Origin of the sequence: Streptomyces sp. PH10-H1, assembly GCF_030063355.1 — a bacterium.
In the GTDB taxonomy this organism is placed as follows: domain Bacteria; phylum Actinomycetota; class Actinomycetes; order Streptomycetales; family Streptomycetaceae; genus Actinacidiphila.
Genome location: NZ_JASISZ010000116.1, coordinates 1 through 16,965, shown reverse-complemented (window position 1 = coordinate 16,965; position 16,965 = coordinate 1). Strand labels below are relative to the sequence as shown.

Genomic DNA, 16,965 nt, shown 5'->3' with positions numbered 1-16,965 from the left:
TCGGCCTGGGGGCCGGATCGGATCCAGCGGGCTTGGTGCTGGTCATGAGGGTGTGGTTCTCCTGTCGGTGCCCTCTCAGGCTAACCCACCGAAGCGGGACGTCTCACCCAAGGCTGACAGAGAGGGCCATGTACGTGGACCTGTCCCTGCTGTTCGCGGAGTACTCCCGCCTCCTGGCACACGGCGGCCGGTACGTCACCATCACCGGCTGCTACAACGACACCTACGGGCTGCCGTCCCGGGCCGTCAGCCAGATCAACGCGCACTACATCTGCGATATCCACCCGCGCAGCACCTACTTCAAGGAGATGGCGGCCAACCGCCTGGTCCCGGTCAGCGTGGTCGACCTGACCGCGGCCACGATCCCGTACTGGGAACTGCGCGCCAAGTCCTCAGTGGCCACCGGTATCGAAGAGGCCTTTCTCACCGCCTACAAGAACGGCAGCTTCCAGTACCTGCTGATCGCCGCGGATCGCATCTGACCGATCCTGACCTCCGTCCCTGGTTCCCTCCGCCGACTTCCGCCGACCTCCGCCGACCTCCGCCGGGCCGGCCCGGCCCGGCGGGAGGGAACCAGGATCCCGGAGGTGGCCCCCTCAGAAGTCGATGCGCATGACGACGCGCCGGGCGCTGGGGTGGCTTACCGAGGCTGGAAGTACCCGGTGAAGGTCGTCATCGACGCACCGGCAGCCACTGTCGCTGGGGCGGGCCTGTTCAACGGCGACGGCGAGGCGGGGTCGGGCTCATGCCGCCCTCACCCGCTTCGACGCCCGCATCCATCGCGATCACGACGCGCTCCAGCCCACGGCGTTCAGTCCCTGGCGTTCAGCTCACGGCGGGTACCTGCTGGGTGATGCAGTGGACGCCGCCGCCGCCCCAGGCGAGGGTGGTCGCCAGTGCTCCGATGACTTGCTTGCCGGGATACAGGCCTTGGATCACCGTGAGGGCGGCATTGTCGGAGCTGGGGTTGTTGGCGATGGGGACGACGATGCCTCCGGCGGTCGGGTAGTAGTTGGTGTAGCTGAAGGTGATGACCCGGTCGATGCCGACGGTGAACCTGGGGAGGTTCCGCATCTCCACGAGCTGGAAGCTGCGGCCGCAGGCGTCCGTCGATGCCTGGAGGACCTGCTTGTTGGCGTTGAGCCGCTGGTAGTTGTCGCCGTTGGGGTCGGGATCGATGTTGATGAGGAGCTTGGCCGGTCCGACGTAGGCGGCGACGAGGTCGATGTGGCCGTTGGTGATGCTGTCCCCGAACATGCCGTACGGGAGCCAGATCATCTTGGTGGCCCCGAACGCCTGCAGGAGCGCGGCTTCGATCTGGGCCTTGGTCATGCCGGGGTTGCGGTTGGGATTGAGCAGGCACTCCTCGGTGCCGATGATCGTGCCCTCGCCGTCCTGGATGACGGAACCGCCCTCCAGGACCATGTCGACGGGGAGCCGGGGGACGCCCAGGTACTGGCAGACGCCGACCGGCAGGAAGTCGTCCTTGTCGAACGGGTATTTGTTGCCCCAGCCGTTGAACCGGAAGTCCAGGCCGAGGAGCTTCTTTCTCGAGCCGTCCAGGCCGAAGATCGCCATGGTGTCCCGGGTCCAGCAGTCGTTGATGGGGTACTCGATGACAGTGACCGTGGAGCCGACCTGCTGCTGCACCCAGCTGGCCGTGCCCGGCTTGGCGACCATGGTCACGGGTTCGAAGCGGGCGATCTGCCGGGCGATGTTGGCGACTTCGTCCTGGACGAGGTGCAGCTTCTGGCCCCAGCCATCGCTGGCGTCCCAGGGGAAGGCCATGATGCAGCGGGAGTGGGGGGCCCACTCACCCGGCACGGTGTACGTCGTGCCACTGAAGGTGGCCGCGAGGGCGCTGCCGGCGCCGACGCCCGTCACGGTGGCCGCAGCGGTCGCGGCGGCCGTCAGGGCAGCGGTGTTCAGGAAGTTCCGTCGGGACATGCGCGCTCTGCTCATGCGGGAGCTCCAAGGGTGAGGAGGGAGGTGAGGTCAGGAGAGCTGGCGTCGAGGACCGCAGCGACACCCGGCGGCGCGGCCTGGGCTCGGGACCGGAGGCGAGGGCTGGGGCATGGGGCCACCTCGGGCAGGGGAGCTGGATAGGCCGGGTCTCGCGCCCGACCTAAACTAACTAAGTTAGTTAGCGGACCGTAGCCCTCCTCGGGCCCCTCGTGAAGACTCTGCGCACCGGTAATTTCAACGCCCGCCGCAAGCCACTGCTGCGCTTGGGTCGGGGAGCGGACATGGTGATCCGGCCGAGCCACGTACCACTGCGCCGGACGGCCACTGCCCGCGCCGGCCTCGACCCCATCGCCGAGCGGGGTCGCGAGGCGTCGACCATACGGGCCCTGGCGGACCGCCTGGGGGTGCGCGGAGCGTCGCCATACCACCACGTCGGCTCCGAGACGACATGCTCGATGCCGTCTCGGACCTACGAGACGAGGAAGTCGATCACGTCCCCCTGCGTGCCGGGTCGTGGACGGATGGCATCGCCGCGTAGGGGCACGCGCATGGCTACCGCCCGGTCTTCCAGCGCCACCCCACCGCCCCGCGCCGTGTGACGAAAGTCCGCCGCGCGGTTCTCCGTCGCGCAGGGTCATGAGAATTGACGGCCTGCGGGGCGGCCGCCGATCGGCCGGTGACATGACGGGCCTGGATGGCGAGGCCAGTTGACGCCCCACGGTGCGCGCGGTTTCCTGTTGCGGTGTCCAATCTTCGCATCGAGCAGGTGGACGACGATGCCATGCTCCACGACTGGCAGTACGTCCACAACGCGATCATCCCCACTGCCGCCTTGTCTCTCGACGAGGTGCGTGAACGTGCCCAGCGCCACCAATTGGACGTTGCGTATCTCGGCGACGTTCTGGTCGGCTGCACGACGGTGCGTCCACCCACGCGCGACGCATCGGTGGCCACCGTGATCGCCCGGGTGCTCCCCGCTCACCGGCGGGCGGGCGGGCGATGCGAAACGACTGCCGCAATCCCGTCAGTAGCGACGGGGACGGCCTCGGCGGGCCGAGGCGGAATTCCCGTGCAGCCGCCGCGGAACCTGTCGGCCTTGCCGTCGTGCGACCGAAAAGGGCGGACGAACGGGGGCACGGCCCCATCATCCCAGCGGTCCGGGAGCAGGCCAGCGGCATGCCGTCAGAGAGGGCGGGAGCGGGCGATCTCGGAGATGGTCGCGGTGAGCAGCTCGCCGATCTGCTCTCGTGACTGGGCGGCGCGCTCGCGGAAAATACGTCATGCCATTAGCTTTGCAAAGTATTGATGAGGGTAATTGCGGTTATCCTATGCATATGGATAAGCAGCCGGAAACGCCCGCTGAAATGCCGTCCGCAAGGGATGTCGCACGCCTGGCGATCGAGGAATACCTCGTCGATCGGGAGGCGGAATGGCGTGATGTGGCAGAACAGGCAGCGGACGGCGATGAAGCCGGTGTCGCCGAGTCCGCCGACATTGCCTGGCAGGGGGCCGAGAGGCATCTGCTGCTGTGGCGGCAGGACGAGGATCTGGAACCGTGGGTCCCGGGCGCGGTCGCGGGACGGGCACGGCAGAAAGTAGAGGACTTCGACCTCCGCCGGCCACAAGACATGAGCCCGGAACAGCTCGCAGGGGTGCACGAGGAATTCGAGGCGTTGCACCGGCACGCCTATCTCATCGAGCAGGGACTGAGAGAGCTGGGCTACAACCCCGACGCGACACCGAACGTCACCGAGACGGACAACGAGTGACCGCAGCGCCGACGCCGGCCGAGGCGCGTAGCGACGACGGCGGCATCCGCCCACTCGATTCCGTCTCGCTCAGTGGCGGACCAGGCAGAAAGGATGGCCGGCGGGATCCGCGTAGATGTGCCAGCTCCGTTGCCCAGCCCCGTCATCGAGCAGCGTCGCTCCCAGAGCCAACACCTGTTCCTGAGCGCGCTCCAGGTCCGGGACGCCGAAATCCAGATGGAACTGCTGCGGCAGCGCGGGGTCCGGCCACTGCGGCGGCCGATTCTCCACGACGCGTTGGAAGGCGAGCACGAGCCCGGTTGCGGCATGAAGGGTCGCCCAGCCATCGCCCAGGGCCCACCGCCGATCGGGCTGATTGACGATCCCGCCGAGCAACGACCGATAGAACTCGGCGAGTCGCACGGGATCAGGGCAATCCAGCACCACACACTGCAGCTCGGCAATCATGGTCAGATCCTAAGCAGCCGCTGCGGACCGGATGATCCGGGGCCCTCCTCGCTGCATCCCCGCTGCCCCCGAAGATCGCCCGGGCGGACCCCAGCGGCATCGGATCACGAGGTGGCGGACCGCGGAGACGAAGCGCACCGTGCCGACGTCAGGGGTCGAGACACCATCCAGGCGTCCCCGCGTCGTCTCAACCCGTCGCCGCGCAGCGGACCGGGGTGCGATGCTGGCAGGTCGGATCCAACGGGCGGGGGTCGTTGATGAGTGCGCAGGACGTCGTCGCGTTACTGGTAGCGGTACTTGTGCCCATGGTGACCGCGGCAGCCGGCGTGGTGAGCCTGCTGTTGCAGGACCGGCGGATACGCCGGTCACGGGCGGGCCGCCGCCAACTGGCCTTCGAGGACGCCACCCGGCAGGTGGCCTTCGCAGCCGAATGGTGGACTGCCAGACAACTGCTGCCCTCAACGCCGGAAACGCTCCACGAGGCGACCGCAGTGGCGCAAGGCTGGCTGGACGAAGCATCCGAGCTGGTGAACGCAGCCGAGCGCGCCCGCACCGACGACGAGCCACATGTCTCGGTCAGCAGACTGCTGTTGCTCTACCGGTTCCGCCACCGGTCCGCGAAGGTCATCCGGGTCTGCTTCTACGGGACTGTGGTCGCCATGGCCTACGGCAGCATGGGCCTGCTCAGCGAAGTGTGGCGAGTGCGACCCGGGATGCCCTGGTGTGGGAGACGCTGACGACGGGCCTCGTCGGGGTGTTCGCACTGCTCCTGCGCTTCTGGGCAGTCTCGGCAGACGCTGCGCCCCAGCGCCCTGATCGCTGAGGACAATCCCCTGCGCGCCCACTCGCCTTCTCGTTCGCCGGCTTCTTCGCCGGCTTGTTCGCCGACCGGGCGTATCGCAGCGCGGTCACCGGCTTGCCGAAGGCGCGCGGGCTCAGCCCCGCGAACGGAGCCGTCCCTCAGGACGGCTCCAACGCCGTGATCAAACCAGCCACGAACAAGATCGCCACGCGCCACAACCGCTCACGTCCACGTGTCACATTCCTTCCCCGCAGGGGGTCATAGCTGTGGATCCACAGAACACAGAGCGTTGTACGGGGAGATCGACTCCCGGACGAACGAAATGGAGTCGACGATGACGACCTCTCCCAGCCTGGTCACCGACGGCACGGGCACGCTGGGGGGCGGCGGCAGAGCCGCTACAACCTCCTGGCGGAAGTACACGACCAGGCCCCGCGTGCGCGGGGATGGCTCGGCACTGGACCGGCTGGCGGAGGCGAGCCGGTGTGGCGGGGCCGCGAGGCGGTCTTCGCCGTCCCGGTCAACGCGTCAGAGCCGGTCGGCCCCCGGCTCTGACGCGTTGACCTCATGTCGCGGATTGCTGCGGATGGGGGAAGTTGCGCTCGTATTGCCTCGCGGCTCGTTCTTCCAGGTCAGCGGAGTAATCGTGATTCCTGGAAGGGACGGGGTGCAGATGAAGATGACCGCGCGCGGAGGCCTTGCGGCGCTCATGACGTGTGTGGCCGCGGCGGTGGCGGCGGCGCCCGCCGCCGCTGTCGAGTATGTGCCGGCTGGTGTGCCGCTCGACGGGCTGGAGACGGTCCTGCCGCTGAACTCGCCCACCGTGCGCAGCGGTGTTCCCCTTCCGGTAGTGGGGGCGCCCGAGGGACCGCGTCATGTGACGGGCCAGCTGCTGCCGGACCGTTTGCTTCCGCGGGTGCCCGTGACCGGCGAGCTGGCTCCGACCCTGATCAAGGCGCCGCTGCCTGACCTGCCGGGGCAGGACGCGCGTCGGGAGGCCAGCCTCGCGACACCCGTCTCCGAGGTCGCGGCGTCCAGCCCCGGCGCGTCGCTCGCCGCGCCCGTGACCGAGCCGCGTGGCAACGCGCTCGGGCTGCCCGACCTGGCCGTGCCCGGGGCCGCACTGCTGACCCCCGAGCTGCGCGGTGCCCCCGTTGCTGGACTGGGTCTCCTCTGACGGTGCGGCCGTGAGCCCGCCTTCCCGCTCATCGTTCGTGGCCTTCGCGCCTCCGTCCGGGCGAGCGGGCACTGCGGAGTTCAGCGACGCCATTCGCTGCCGCGCACGCGCTCGAGTTCGCCGACGGCTTCCACATCGACGACCTGGGCGCGGCCGGTATCGATCTGACGGCGGTACGCGCCGCACTCAACGCTGAGCGACCCGCGTGACCGCCAACAGGTGCCCGCGCCGCAGAGTCAGGAAGTGGTGAGGTGGTCGTCGAGCCATTCGGTGAGTTCATCGGTGTCGTGGTCGATCGTCGCGAAGTGGACTCCGAGCGGGTCTTCTTTGGATACCTCGTCCTTGCCGTAGCGGCGGTAGAGGATGTTCATGCTCACGCGGTTGGTGGTCTGGAGTTCTTCGACGAGCGCGTCGGTGCCCGGGAGCGGTGCGGGATTGGCCTGGACGCGTAGGTCGTCGACGGACTGGGAGATGCGGACGGGAACGGTGATCGGGAGGTTGGGGTTCATCTTCTCCAACTGCGTGTTGACTGCTTCTGGTCGTCGTTGGGGGACCCCAGATAGCCGGGAAGCGGAAGGTTGCGGAACTGCTCGGTGCCCAACAGTCCGCCCCAGGAGTCCAGCTGACTCAGAGCGGCGCGGGAGCGGTGCCATATCTGCGGCCAGTGGTCCCGGGACGCCTTGATCGACAGGACCCGCTCGGGGGCGATCGTCTCACCGTCGGCGAGGGCGCCCGCGATGGCACCGGCGAGGAAGAGCGGGGTGAACGCGAAGCCGCCGTCCTTGACGAGAAGCGCGGCGCCGGCCCTGACCAGGTCCAGCGGGTGGTTGGCGGGGGCGATGGCGGCGACCGCGACCAGTCCCTCGACCCGCTCCGGGGCGTGGTGGGAGGCGAAGAGCGCGGCCTGGCCGCCCTGGGAGTGGCCCACGATGGCGAACCGGTCGCCGATCCGGTCCTCGAACAGGCGCCGGGCGGTCAGGACGATGTCCAGGACGCCGTGCGCCTCCGATTTGCCGCACAGGTAGGGGTGGAGGTGGTCGGCCGTCCCGGTGCCCGGGGCTTCGAAGTCATCGGCACAGCTGACGGATGCGAACGCGGGCTCCGGCGCTCCACCCGAGACCGTGCCCTTCACCGTGGAGTGGGCAGGGACAACGGAGGTCCGGCCGGGCACCCTCGAGTCGCTCCTGAAGCTTCCGGTGTTCTTGGGTGAGCCGGCGGCCCCGCCTCCTCCCAACGGGTTGGGACCCTGGCCTCTGGTCTTCCAGGAGAGCCACGCGTAGATTCCAGACTCCGGCGTCGGGATCACTGGGGGGGCAGACGTGGACTGGGGCACGCTCGTCGCGACGGTCAGCGGCGGTTCGATCGCCATCGCCGGCACTGTTCTGGCTGACTACTTGCGCCATCGCCACGATGACGACCGCAGTATCGGGGCCCGGAGACGCGCGGTGTACATCGAGTTCATCACGGCTGCCGGGGCGTGCCACGCACGGTTGCGCCACATCGCCCAGGACCCCAGTGCCGAACCCGACTTGGACGCGGTTACCCGCGCGGTGCTGAGCGACACCGGGATCTATGACGCACGCGAAAGGCTGTTCATCGACGCAGCCACCGCCGTCGCCGGCGCCGGGCAGGCGATGTTCGAGCAGCTGCGTAACCTACAGCGTGCTGTCGCGGCTGGGGCCTCACTGACTTCCCCGGCCTTCCACGACGCCTACCACCTCTACATCGGCTCGGTCTGGGCGTACCGGGTCGCCGTACGCCAAGAGCTCGATGGACGGTCCCTGTCCCCTGCGACCTTTGGATGGGACGGATGGGACGGCACGGACCGATGCCCGTTGTGCCGACAAGCGGCGACCTCGGGAACGTGAACGACGGTCTCCCCGTTCATGCGTACAGGGCTACGCGCGTTGGAACTGGACCCCGAACAGATGCCAGGCGGATCCGTCGTACCACGAGTCGTAGCCGGACGCGTAGTTCCCGGCGGCGTTCGCGGCCCTGGAAGCGATCGTGGCCGGCACAGCCACCGACGACCACTGGCAGGCCATCGCACCGTTCTCCTACGGTCGTTGGGACGATGCGGCCCGGATCCATCACGCGGCCCAGGAGGAGCAGACGAACAGCGAGATCATGACGGCCTTCGGTGCCGAAGGCGCCTTCGACCCGGATGCCGCCCGCACGGCACTCGCCCGGTTCACACCGCCGGTGCTGCTGCTCGCCGGGGAGGTTGATCTGGGAGCTCCCCCGCGCCCGATGGCCGAGTTCACCGGGCTGTTTCCGAACGCCGAGTTCGTCGTTCAGCCCGGCGCCGGACACTACCCGTGGCTCGACGACGCCGACCGGTTCATGGCGACCACCGCGGCGTTCCTGCGATAGGCGTTCCTGTGACAGGCGACTGCCCAGTCGCCTGTCACCGCAGCGGTCGGAGTTCTCCAGCCGGCTCGGGCATCGGTGAGGGCGGAGCCGGCCTCAACCGGCTTTCGCCGGCTGGATGAGCTCGATGAGGTTGCCTTCCGGATCCTTGATGTACGCAAAGCGCGCCCCGGACTCGACGGCGTCGGCCGGAGGCCAGACCGGCTCACCGCCCGAGCGGGTGATGAGGGCGAACGCCTCCTCCAGGTCATCTACGTCCAGGGCCCAGTGGCCGTAGCCCTGCTCGCGGCAGGCGTCCAGCGGGTCGGTGAAGACCTCGGTGCGCGAGGACCCGGCCCGCTCGATCAGTTCGATGCGCGGCCCGTCGGGGGCGCGCAGGACGGCGGTGCGCACGGGCGGCTCGGGGAGCTGGTACTCCTCGACGACCTCCGCGAAGCCGAGGGCTTGCTGGTACCGACGCCGCTGGGCGTCGAGGTCGGCCACGGAGAGGCTGACGTGGTGGAAGCGAGTGGTGAACGGTTCCGTCATGTCGGTACTCGCTGTGTTGGGCCCGCCGCGTACGAGCTGCGGATGATCCGCGCAGTTCTGTAGTCGCCCCGTCGACTCAAATGTAGACCATGGATACATTGTAGTTAATGGCTACATTCCGGCCCCAGTGTCGCCACGCTCACCGAGGGCCCTGCGTCCGCGCTGACCGCACCGCGCTGCGGCACAGCTGGACCGCCCTGCCGCATACCGGCAGTGACGGGCGTGCCCGGACCGAGGGTCCCCGTCCGACGGTCCGGCGCTGTGTATACGAACGGTCGGGTGGTCTGCTGCTGCGGCCCTGCGGCGAGTAGGGTCCGGGGCAGCGCCCAGGGAGTGGATAGGACGAGAACCCGATGGAAACACGCCTCGCGTTGACCACGACCACGCTCGCTGATGAGCCGTCCGCTCTGGTCATTTCCTTGAGCGGCGAACTGGACCTCGACAGTGGTCCACAGGTGGAGCGCGCCCTGCTCCAGGCCTACCGCGGCGGAACCCGGCACGTGGTCCTGGACCTGGACGCACTGACGCACCTCGACACCGGCGGCATCAACGTCCTCCTACGCCTGCGCGCCGACCTCACCGACGGCCGGCGCCTCACCCTCGCCGCAGCCCAGGGCCCGGTCCTGCGCACCCTGGAACTCGCTGCGGCCACCTCGCACCTGCCCTGCGCCCCGAACGTGACCGCCGCCCTGCACCGATGAGCCGCCCCGGCGACCCAGCACATCCCAACCCGTCCCAGCGCCTCGCCGGGCCACTCGAGCAGTCGTGAACGAAGCTGTCATGATGATCATCGGCCTGGGGCGCGGGGTGCTCGGCACGGAGAACCTGATCGTGCAGATCAGCTCCCTGGCCGCGCTCTCCCTTCTCCTGGTCCTCTTCTGTCACCTGCGCGAACGTCATGAGAGGGAGATGTTCCGCGTTCGGTTCGTGTCCGAGGCCACGCAGCGCGTCCTGCTGCCCCCGCTGCCCGAACTGGCCGGCCCCCTGCACATCGCCTCCCGCTACCGGTCCTCCGAAGCGGACACCAAGATCGGCGGTGACCTCTACGCCCTGGCCCGCACCACCACCAGCACGCGCCTGGTCATCGGCGACGTCCGCGGCAAGGGCCTGGCCACCCTCAGCGCCACCGCCATGCTCACCGGAGCCTTCCGCGCCGCCGCCCACCGGCAGGCCCCCTTGCCAGAACTGGTCGCCTACTTGGAGGGCAGCGTCGGCAGGGGGCTGGGCGAATTCACCGATACCGACACCGACACCGGCGAACGCTTCGTCACCGCCCCCGCCCCCGGAAACGGTCATGCTGCGCAGTGAGAACTCACGGCTTGCCAGCTGACCAGGACAGGCCGCCGCATGCTTCCGGCCGCATGGCTTGCGGAAGCCGGTAGTCGCTCATGGCTACGCGGACAGCAGGAAAAATGGCCCGCTGGGACGCCCCCGCGCAGGGGGTTTGCTTTCGGTCTGGGGCCGGTCACGGCGTACGCTCGCCCACGTGTTCAATCTTCCCCAGGCCCTCAAGCGCCTCGTGATCGGCAAGGCCATGCGCAGCGAGGAGCTGGGCGAGACCCTGCTGCCCAAGCGCCTTGCCCTGCCGATCTTTGCTTCCGACCCGCTCTCCTCCGTGGCCTATGCCACCCAGGAGATCCTGCTGGTGCTCGCCGTCGGCGGTACCGCCTTCCTCTATCTGACGCCCTGGATCGGGGCCGCTGTCGTCGCGCTGATGGCGGTCGTGGTGATGTCGTATCGCCAGGTCGTCCACGCCTACCCGAGCGGCGGCGGCTCCTACGAGGTGGTGTCCAAGAACCTCGGACCCAGTGCCGGCCTGGTAGTGGCGGCCTCGCTGCTCGTCGACTACGTGATGACCGTCGCGGTGTCGGTGGCCTCCGGGGTCGACAACATCATCTCGGCGTTCAACGGTCTGGCCGACTACCGGGTGCCACTCGCAATCGGCTTCGTGGGACTGCTGACCGCGATGAACCTGCGCGGGGTGCGTGAGTCGGGCAAGGCGTTCGCCGCGCCGACGTATCTGTTCATCGGCGGGATCGTGCTGATGGTGGTCACCGGATTCCTCAAGGTCGCCTTCGGCCACACACCGGTGGCGTCGAGCGCCGCCTACGGCATCGTCCCGGTGGACCACAAGGACACCCTGGCGGGCATCGGCCTGGTGATGCTGGCCCTGCGGGCCTTCGCGTCCGGCTGTACCGCGCTCACCGGTGTCGAGGCGATCTCCAACGGCGTGCCTGCCTTCCGGAAGCCGAAGGCGAAGAACGCCGCCAACACGATGTCCATCATGGGGATCACCGCCGTCGTGATGTTCGCGGGCATCACCGTGCTGGCGCTGCTCTCCAAAATCCACATCACCGACGACGCGTGCCAGCTCACCAACTTCCCCGGCGACTGCCACACGGCCCCGCAGCAGACCGTGATCGCCCAGCTGGCTGCCGCGATCTTCGGCGGCGAGCACAGCATCCTCTTCTACTTCATCCAGACCGTCACCGCACTCGTCCTGGTACTGGCCGCGAACACGGCCTTCAACGGTTTCCCGCTGCTGTCCTCGATCCTGGCCCAGCACCGCTATCTGCCCCGGCAGCTGCACACCCGGGGCGACCGCCTGGCCTTCTCCAACGGCATCATCGCCCTGGCCGTGGTCAACGTGGCCCTGCTGTGGGCGTACAAGGCGGATGTCACCAACCTGATCCACCTCTACATCCTCGGCGTCTTCACATCCTTCACGCTGTCGCAGATCGGCATGGTCAGGCACTGGAACAACATCCTGGCCACCGAGACCGATCCGTCGGCGCGCGGTGCCGCCCAGCGGTCCCGGGTGATCAACTCCTTCGGCGCCGTGACCACGGCTCTGGTGCTGGTGATCGTCATGCTCACGAAGTTCACCCAGGGCGCGTGGCTGGCCGTGGTGGCCGCCATCGTGCTGTTCATGATGATGCGCGGCATCCGGCGGCACTACGACGCGGTCGCCGAGGAGCTGGCCGTGGAGGACCCGAAGGCGAAGCTGGTGCGCCCGTCCCGGGTGCTCGGCATCGTCCTGGTCTCCAAGATCCACAAACCGACGCTCCGGGCACTCGCGTACGCCCAGGCATTCCGGCCCGACACCCTGGAAGCGGTCTCGGTCGCGGTGGACAAGGACGACACCGATGAGCTGAAGGCGCAATGGGAGGAGTACGGCCTCGAGATGCCGCTGAAGGTACTGGAATCGCCCTTCCGTGAGATCACCAAGCCGGTCGTGCGGTACGTGCGTACGGTCCGGCGCGACAGCCCGCGCGACGCCGTCGCGGTATTCATCCCCGAGTACGTGGTCGGCCGCTGGTGGGAGCACCTGCTGCACAACCAGTCGGCGCTGTGGCTCAAGAGCCGGCTGCTGTTCACCCCCGGTGTGATGGTGATCAGCGTGCCCTGGCAGCTCTCCTCGTCCTACAGAGCCAACCACCCGGCACGCCGTGCCCCGGGTTCGGTGCGCCGGGGCGAGCCCGACGCCGAGCGGGAGCGCGAGCGGGCTGCGGACTACGATGCGATGCGCTGAACGGGCTGACGGCCGGCCCCTTCAGGCGGTGTGGCCGACGAGGAGGTCGGCGAGCTTGTTGAGGCGGTGTACGGTGCGGTCCTCGGTGGCGACGGCTGCCGGTACGGCGCGGACGTCGCGGTCGTAGTAGGCGTCGTAGTAGGCGCCGTTGACGATCTCGGTGGCCGGGTCGCAGAGCCGCACCACGTGGGCGGCGCCCTGGGCCGCGGGGATGCCCTCCTGGCCGTACAGCGGGAGCAGTGCGGTGTCGCAGACACCGGGGTGGACGCTGACGGCCGTGACGCGGGGGTCGGCGGCGAGGAAGTTGACCTGCAGCGAGATCTCGTTGCCGTCGGCGGTGATGGTGTGGCGCTCGGGGGCGGCGATGCCCGCGTTGTTGACCAGGACGTCCAGTCGCGGGTGTTCGTCGGCGACTTTGCGGGCCATCTCCCCGACCTCGTCGAGGCGGGTGAAGTCCGCGACCACCAGGCAGAGCTGCCCCGGGTCGCTGCCGGCAGCCGTCAGCCGGTCGATGGCCTGTCGGCCGGCTGCGGCGGTGGGTGCGTGCAGGATGACGCTGCTGCCCTGGTCGGCGAGTTGCCGGGCAGTCTCCCAGCCGATGCCGGAGGTGGCGCCGGTGACGAGGACGGTTCGGTTCATGGATGCATTCCCTGGAAGAGGGCACAGCCGCGTGCGCCGGACGGCCGGGGTCGTCGGGGAGCGGCGTGCGAAGGAAGGGTAATGACCGGGCGCATGGCGCCCGGTCATTACCGCTGAGCCCGCGGCCGCCAACGGGGAGGGGCGGCTGGGCGGAGGTGTCGCGTCAGAGCGACGCGGTGCAGCGGGAAGCGCGCGGCGTCACCCGATGAGGGGGCCGGTCGTCGTGGCGCAATCCGCTGTTCACGCCCTCCATCCAACGCCGGAGCGGGCCCGGCGGCAAGAGATCAGCACTGGCTCTGACGCAGCCCTGATGTCCTGCTGACGCGCTGTTGTCGCCGGCTGTCACCGGAACTCGGCAAGCCGGGGCCGCACCCCGGCGATCGTGAGCGCGGCCACCGCGAGCACTCCGCCGGCCAGGCCCAGCGGGAGTGTCAGCGCACTGTCCGAGCCCTGGGTCGCGGCGTGCTGGAAGGCGTTCTCGTTGCTCCCGATGAGGTTCTGCAGGGCTGTGTCGTAGGCGCCGAAGTCGCGGTTGGAGCCGCCTTGTTCGTAGCTGGTGCAGTAGGCGATGGCGTCGGCGAGGTGCCCGGAGGCGGCGAGGTCGCGGATCTTACGGTCGTCGCGTTGGTAGTCCTGGTAGCGGGCCATCACGGTTTCAGCGGCGGCGCGCTCCCCGGTGAAGGTGATGTTGCGGAATTCGGCGCCGAAGGCCCCGCTGAAGTCCACCCGGTCGTGGTCGGCCCGGTAGACGTCCATCGCGGAGGACAACCGGCCGTTGTACGTGCTCAGATCCGCGTTCGGCAGCCCGGCGGTGGTCTGGCTCTTGGCGAAGAAGTCGGCTTCGTGTGCTGCCGCACCGGAACGGTCCAGCAGGTACCGGGATTCATCGGCGTTGGCGTCATAGGAGACCGCCCGGGCCCGGTCGAGGGCGACCACGGAGTCGAAGGCGTCATGCCGGGCGACCCGCAACTGCTCACGCTGTCCTGAGGTGTGGACCATACCGGCGATGAGGAGTGCGAGCGTCACGGCGGTACCCAGGGCGATCAGCGGGTTGATGACGCGCCGGAAGCGTGCGGCGAGGAACAGTTGCAGGCCGACCAGGGCCGCCAGCAGCAGCAAGCCGGTGCCGAGCACGGCATACCCGATGGCCGACAGACCGTCCATCGCGTCCTGGTACGTCCGCCCGAACGCCTGGTCGTTGGAGGTCACCAACCGGTCGGCTTCCGGCAGGAGCTGGGTACGCATCAAGTCTGTTGCCGTGCGGTACGCCGCGACCGCCCGTGGATCGGCGTCCCCGGCCGGGCGGTGGCTCTGCTCGCCCAGCAGCAGTGCGCGCGACGCCAGTTCCTCGTAGCTGCCCAGATCGGTGATGGCTCCGGCGGCGGTCTTCTCCGCGGCGGGATCACCGGCCGCCGCCTCGGCCAGGTCGCGCAGATAGCCACCGGCTTCAGTGCGGCGCCGGTCGTAGATCTTCGCCGCCTGCGTGCGGTGTGACGACAGCTTCGGCGTGTCACCGAGCATCAGCTGGTTGGCGACCTGGGCGTCCATGTCGTTGAGCGTGAAGTACAGCCCGGTGGCACTGACGACCTGGGGCTCCGAGCGGTCCCGTATGTCGCTCCAGGCCGAGTCGGCGAGCGCACCACCCGAGACGAGCGCGGCCAGGAAGGCGAAGGCCGTGGTCAGGACGACGGCACGCAGCAGCTTCAGCTGCCCGGGAACTGCGCCGGGACGGACGCGCCGCCAGGCCCTCACCTCGCGTCGCGGCCGTCCCGGACTCGCGGGCGGCCGGGGTGCGCCGCCGGATGATTCACCGTCCGGTACCGGTTCAGGTTCGGCACCAGAGGCCGCCCGTCCGGGCGGATCCGTCTGGTGCTTCCCCACGGCGACGGTCGTCGTCATCGCGCTGCGCCCCCTTCGCACTGCGGGACGGCGCATGCCGCTCTGCCCGCGACGCACACTCTGCCGCCGTGGGAACACCCGAACGGGTCTTGTTATCGCGTTCCTGACGCCCCGGCCGCGTTCCTTGACGCGGCCCTTGCGCGCTGCCGGGCCAGGACTCGCCGAGTCCGGCCTCATCCAGCTGCGGCGCCGAGCATCCTGCCGCCGCCCGCCAGCACGGCGAACCGCGCCCCGGCGCTCTGTCACGAAACCGCCCCTGAAGCCACCGCCACGCCGACCGCGACACGGAACAGCACCAGCGACATGGCGTCGTTGAACAGGCTTTCCGCCCGCACCATCACCTGCACCCGGGGCGGCAGCGCAAGCCGTCGGCCGAGCGCGGTGACCGCGACGGGGTCGGTATCCGCAGAGCCGGTATCAAGGCACCGTCAAATTGGCGCGATACAGCGTCAGGATCACGCTAACGGCGGTCGCCAGAGGAACTTACCGGAATCTACGCACCCGAGAAGGTCGACGCCGCGCTGTCGCACTACTTCCGGGTCGGAAACCTCACCGCGCTAAGCGCAGCACTACCCGGTGACCACCGCGAGCGACGGCACCGCCGCCCTGCAAGCGGTCGCAGTCCATCCCCCGGACGCCCTGATCCTCGACCTCGGCCTTCCCGACGTGGACGGCATCGAAGTCCTCCTCCGGCTGCGCACCTGGAGCCCAGCACCGATCGTCGTGCTGTCCGAACGCACGGAGCCGGCCGACACCGTCCAAGCACTCGACGCCGGCGCGGACGACTACCTGACCAAACCGTTCTCCCTGGACGAACTGTTCGCCCGGTTACGCGCCGTGTTACGCCGTGGGGCGGCACAGGAGCCCGACGCCGAAGTGGACGTCGGCCGGTTCCGCATCGACCTGGTCGCCCACACCGCCGGGCTCCGCTCGGGCACCGGGTGTGGCCTGCACTTCACCCCCACAGAATGGCGTCTGCTGCTGGCGCTGCTGCGCAACCCCGGCCGACTCGTCACCGGCCGCGATCTGCTGCGGCAGGTATGGGGACCCGGCTTCGAACGCCGTGGCAACTACCTGCGGATCTATATGTCCGGCCTGCGCCACAAGCTGGAGACCGACCCCTCGTACCCGCGCCATCTGATCACCGAGCCGGGCGTGGGGTACCGGTTCGATCCGTGAGTGCTGTCAGAGGTGTGGGACGACAGTCACCGAAGGTAGTCATTCTTCCCGCCGACGTGACGAAGCGCCGTCCGGCAGCGCCTCGCCCGACGCTCGTCGGTCTGACATACCCCAGTGGCGTCAAGATGCCGCAGCATCGGCGTCAGGGTCGTATCAAGAACCGTGCCGACCAGCGGCAACACCCCTGGAACGCTCCTAGGGTCAGGGCATGCGACGCCGCAACGATCCCGCAGCCACCTCCGGCACGCTCCGGCGGGCCAGACGGTTCCGTCGGCCGTCCGCCCGCCAGGGCACGATGGCTACGACGCTCGGCACCGCACCACTGACCGCATCACCCACCCTCGCCCGTGACCGGGCCTGGGCCGGGAACCTCCGGGTCGCCCTCGGTTGCACGACCGGGATACTCGCCGCGCTGCTCCTCCTGGACTGGGGCGCCGGAAGCCTCGACCCGGCGCGCGCCGACGTGTGGACGGCGATCGCGATGACGCTCCTCGCCATCCTCTTCCCACAGCGCGTCACCGCTGGTGAGGGCAATGCCGGTGAGTTAAGCCGTTTCCGCAGGTGAGGGCCGCTGTCTGGTGACGTTGATCGTGTAGTGGACGTTACTGGGGGTGCGGGGCCGGTCTCGGCGCTTGATCGCGAACTTGTTCTTGGGTGG

17 protein-coding genes and 3 pseudogenes are annotated in these 16,965 nt (G+C 69.0%); 12 read left to right on the top strand and 8 right to left on the bottom strand.

Annotated elements, in window-relative coordinates; all coding sequences use genetic code 11:
- Window positions 1-119: 119 nt before the first annotated feature.
- Window positions 120-482: pseudogene (locus tag QMK24_RS38270) on the top strand (SAM-dependent methyltransferase); the annotation flags it as partial.
- Between the two features lie 343 nt (window positions 483-825).
- Here QMK24_RS38270 and QMK24_RS38265 read toward each other — a convergent pair.
- The gene (locus QMK24_RS38265) at window positions 826-1,947 is read right to left on the bottom strand and encodes an agmatine deiminase family protein (protein WP_283471506.1); all 1,122 of its coding nucleotides are present in this window, start codon (window positions 1,945-1,947) and stop codon (window positions 826-828) included.
- Between the two features lie 760 nt (window positions 1,948-2,707).
- Here QMK24_RS38265 and QMK24_RS38260 point away from each other — a divergent pair.
- Both QMK24_RS38260 and QMK24_RS38255 read left to right on the top strand, forming a co-directional pair.
- A pseudogene (locus QMK24_RS38260) lies at window positions 2,708-2,959 on the top strand (GNAT family N-acetyltransferase); the annotation flags it as partial.
- A gap of 340 nt (window positions 2,960-3,299) precedes the next feature.
- Window positions 3,300-3,734, top strand: coding sequence for a hypothetical protein (locus tag QMK24_RS38255; RefSeq protein ID WP_283471505.1), 435 nt, complete (start codon window positions 3,300-3,302; stop codon window positions 3,732-3,734).
- Window positions 3,735-3,803: 69 nt separating this feature from the next.
- On the opposite strand, the gene QMK24_RS38250 is transcribed toward QMK24_RS38255, so the two are convergent.
- Window positions 3,804-4,181 carry a VOC family protein gene (locus QMK24_RS38250; RefSeq protein WP_283471504.1) on the bottom strand — a complete coding sequence of 126 codons (378 nt, stop codon included), beginning with the start codon at window positions 4,179-4,181 and terminating at the stop codon, window positions 3,804-3,806.
- 257 nt (window positions 4,182-4,438) lie between these two features.
- Between QMK24_RS38250 and QMK24_RS38245 the strand changes: the two genes are divergently transcribed.
- Together QMK24_RS38245 and QMK24_RS38240 are read left to right on the top strand one after the other, a co-directional pair.
- Entirely contained in the window at window positions 4,439-4,918 is a 480-nt protein-coding gene (locus QMK24_RS38245) for a hypothetical protein (RefSeq protein WP_283471503.1), read from the top strand.
- Window positions 4,919-5,662: 744 nt separating this feature from the next.
- Entirely contained in the window at window positions 5,663-6,160 is a 498-nt protein-coding gene (locus QMK24_RS38240; RefSeq protein ID WP_283471502.1) for a hypothetical protein, read from the top strand.
- A gap of 236 nt (window positions 6,161-6,396) precedes the next feature.
- Here QMK24_RS38240 and QMK24_RS38235 read toward each other — a convergent pair whose 3' ends face one another.
- A complete protein-coding gene (locus QMK24_RS38235) occupies window positions 6,397-6,669 on the bottom strand; it encodes a hypothetical protein (protein ID WP_283471501.1) in 273 nt (90 codons plus the stop codon).
- Window positions 6,666-7,331 (bottom strand): alpha/beta hydrolase, encoded by a 666-nt coding sequence (locus QMK24_RS38230; RefSeq protein WP_283471500.1) that lies wholly within the window; start codon window positions 7,329-7,331, stop codon window positions 6,666-6,668. Before QMK24_RS38230 ends, QMK24_RS38235 begins: the two co-directional genes overlap by 4 nt.
- Before the next feature lie 148 nt (window positions 7,332-7,479).
- On the opposite strand from QMK24_RS38230, the gene QMK24_RS38225 reads away from it, so the two are divergent.
- Together QMK24_RS38225 and QMK24_RS38220 are read left to right on the top strand one after the other, a co-directional pair.
- Entirely contained in the window at window positions 7,480-8,028 is a 549-nt protein-coding gene (locus tag QMK24_RS38225) for a CchlQ (RefSeq protein ID WP_283471499.1), read from the top strand.
- A 139-nt stretch (window positions 8,029-8,167) separates the two neighbouring features.
- Window positions 8,168-8,533, top strand: coding sequence for an alpha/beta fold hydrolase (locus QMK24_RS38220; protein WP_349307955.1), 366 nt, complete (start codon window positions 8,168-8,170; stop codon window positions 8,531-8,533).
- Window positions 8,534-8,626: 93 nt separating this feature from the next.
- Here the strand turns inward: QMK24_RS38220 and QMK24_RS38215 are convergent, their stop codons facing one another.
- A complete protein-coding gene (locus QMK24_RS38215) occupies window positions 8,627-9,058 on the bottom strand; it encodes a VOC family protein (protein WP_283471498.1) in 432 nt (143 codons plus the stop codon).
- A 353-nt stretch (window positions 9,059-9,411) separates the two neighbouring features.
- Here QMK24_RS38215 and QMK24_RS38210 point away from each other — a divergent pair, with 353 nt between their 5' ends.
- The 3 genes from QMK24_RS38210 to QMK24_RS38200 all read left to right on the top strand — a co-directional run bounded on the left by QMK24_RS38210 (window position 9,412) and on the right by QMK24_RS38200 (window position 12,590).
- The gene (locus tag QMK24_RS38210) at window positions 9,412-9,759 is read left to right on the top strand and encodes an STAS domain-containing protein (protein WP_283471497.1); all 348 of its coding nucleotides are present in this window, start codon (window positions 9,412-9,414) and stop codon (window positions 9,757-9,759) included.
- A gap of 64 nt (window positions 9,760-9,823) precedes the next feature.
- On the top strand, window positions 9,824-10,366 hold the full coding sequence (locus QMK24_RS38205; RefSeq protein WP_283471496.1) for a SpoIIE family protein phosphatase: 543 nt from the start codon (window positions 9,824-9,826) through the stop codon (window positions 10,364-10,366).
- A 226-nt stretch (window positions 10,367-10,592) separates the two neighbouring features.
- Window positions 10,593-12,590: an APC family permease gene (locus tag QMK24_RS38200; protein ID WP_283471507.1), complete on the top strand. Its 1,998-nt coding sequence runs from the start codon at window positions 10,593-10,595 to the stop codon at window positions 12,588-12,590.
- A gap of 21 nt (window positions 12,591-12,611) precedes the next feature.
- Here the strand turns inward: QMK24_RS38200 and QMK24_RS38195 are convergent, their stop codons facing one another.
- The 3 genes and pseudogenes from QMK24_RS38195 to QMK24_RS38185 all read right to left on the bottom strand — a co-directional run.
- Window positions 12,612-13,229 carry an SDR family NAD(P)-dependent oxidoreductase gene (locus QMK24_RS38195; RefSeq protein ID WP_283471495.1) on the bottom strand — a complete coding sequence of 206 codons (618 nt, stop codon included), beginning with the start codon at window positions 13,227-13,229 and terminating at the stop codon, window positions 12,612-12,614.
- Between the two features lie 342 nt (window positions 13,230-13,571).
- Window positions 13,572-15,128: a GlnX family signal transduction membrane protein gene (locus QMK24_RS38190; RefSeq protein WP_283471494.1), complete on the bottom strand. Its 1,557-nt coding sequence runs from the start codon at window positions 15,126-15,128 to the stop codon at window positions 13,572-13,574.
- 182 nt (window positions 15,129-15,310) lie between these two features.
- Window positions 15,311-15,535, bottom strand: a pseudogene (locus QMK24_RS38185) (cation:proton antiporter domain-containing protein); the annotation flags it as partial.
- A gap of 169 nt (window positions 15,536-15,704) precedes the next feature.
- Between QMK24_RS38185 and QMK24_RS38180 the strand changes: the two are divergent.
- Together QMK24_RS38180 and QMK24_RS38175 are read left to right on the top strand one after the other, a co-directional pair.
- On the top strand, window positions 15,705-16,307 hold the full coding sequence (locus QMK24_RS38180) for a response regulator (RefSeq protein WP_283471493.1): 603 nt from the start codon (window positions 15,705-15,707) through the stop codon (window positions 16,305-16,307).
- A 208-nt stretch (window positions 16,308-16,515) separates the two neighbouring features.
- Window positions 16,516-16,872: a hypothetical protein gene (locus QMK24_RS38175; protein WP_283471492.1), complete on the top strand. Its 357-nt coding sequence runs from the start codon at window positions 16,516-16,518 to the stop codon at window positions 16,870-16,872.
- The last annotated feature ends 93 nt before the right edge of the window (window positions 16,873-16,965 follow it).

Coding starts and splice junctions, on each gene's coding strand:
- QMK24_RS38190 (WP_283471494.1), bottom strand. CDS start 15,128: ATGACGACGACCGTCGCCGTGGGGAAGCACCAGACGGATCCGCCCGGA.
- QMK24_RS38200 (WP_283471507.1), top strand. CDS start 10,593: ATGCGCAGCGAGGAGCTGGGCGAGACCCTGCTGCCCAAGCGCCTTGCC.
- QMK24_RS38250 (WP_283471504.1), bottom strand. CDS start 4,181: ATGATTGCCGAGCTGCAGTGTGTGGTGCTGGATTGCCCTGATCCCGTG.
- QMK24_RS38265 (WP_283471506.1), bottom strand. CDS start 1,947: ATGTCCCGACGGAACTTCCTGAACACCGCTGCCCTGACGGCCGCCGCG.
- QMK24_RS38245 (WP_283471503.1), top strand. CDS start 4,439: ATGAGTGCGCAGGACGTCGTCGCGTTACTGGTAGCGGTACTTGTGCCC.
- QMK24_RS38235 (WP_283471501.1), bottom strand. CDS start 6,669: ATGAACCCCAACCTCCCGATCACCGTTCCCGTCCGCATCTCCCAGTCC.
- QMK24_RS38175 (WP_283471492.1), top strand. CDS start 16,516: ATGCGACGCCGCAACGATCCCGCAGCCACCTCCGGCACGCTCCGGCGG.
- QMK24_RS38240 (WP_283471502.1), top strand. CDS start 5,663: ATGACCGCGCGCGGAGGCCTTGCGGCGCTCATGACGTGTGTGGCCGCG.
- QMK24_RS38195 (WP_283471495.1), bottom strand. CDS start 13,229: ATGAACCGAACCGTCCTCGTCACCGGCGCCACCTCCGGCATCGGCTGG.
- QMK24_RS38255 (WP_283471505.1), top strand. CDS start 3,300: ATGGATAAGCAGCCGGAAACGCCCGCTGAAATGCCGTCCGCAAGGGAT.
- QMK24_RS38210 (WP_283471497.1), top strand. CDS start 9,412: ATGGAAACACGCCTCGCGTTGACCACGACCACGCTCGCTGATGAGCCG.
- QMK24_RS38215 (WP_283471498.1), bottom strand. CDS start 9,058: ATGACGGAACCGTTCACCACTCGCTTCCACCACGTCAGCCTCTCCGTG.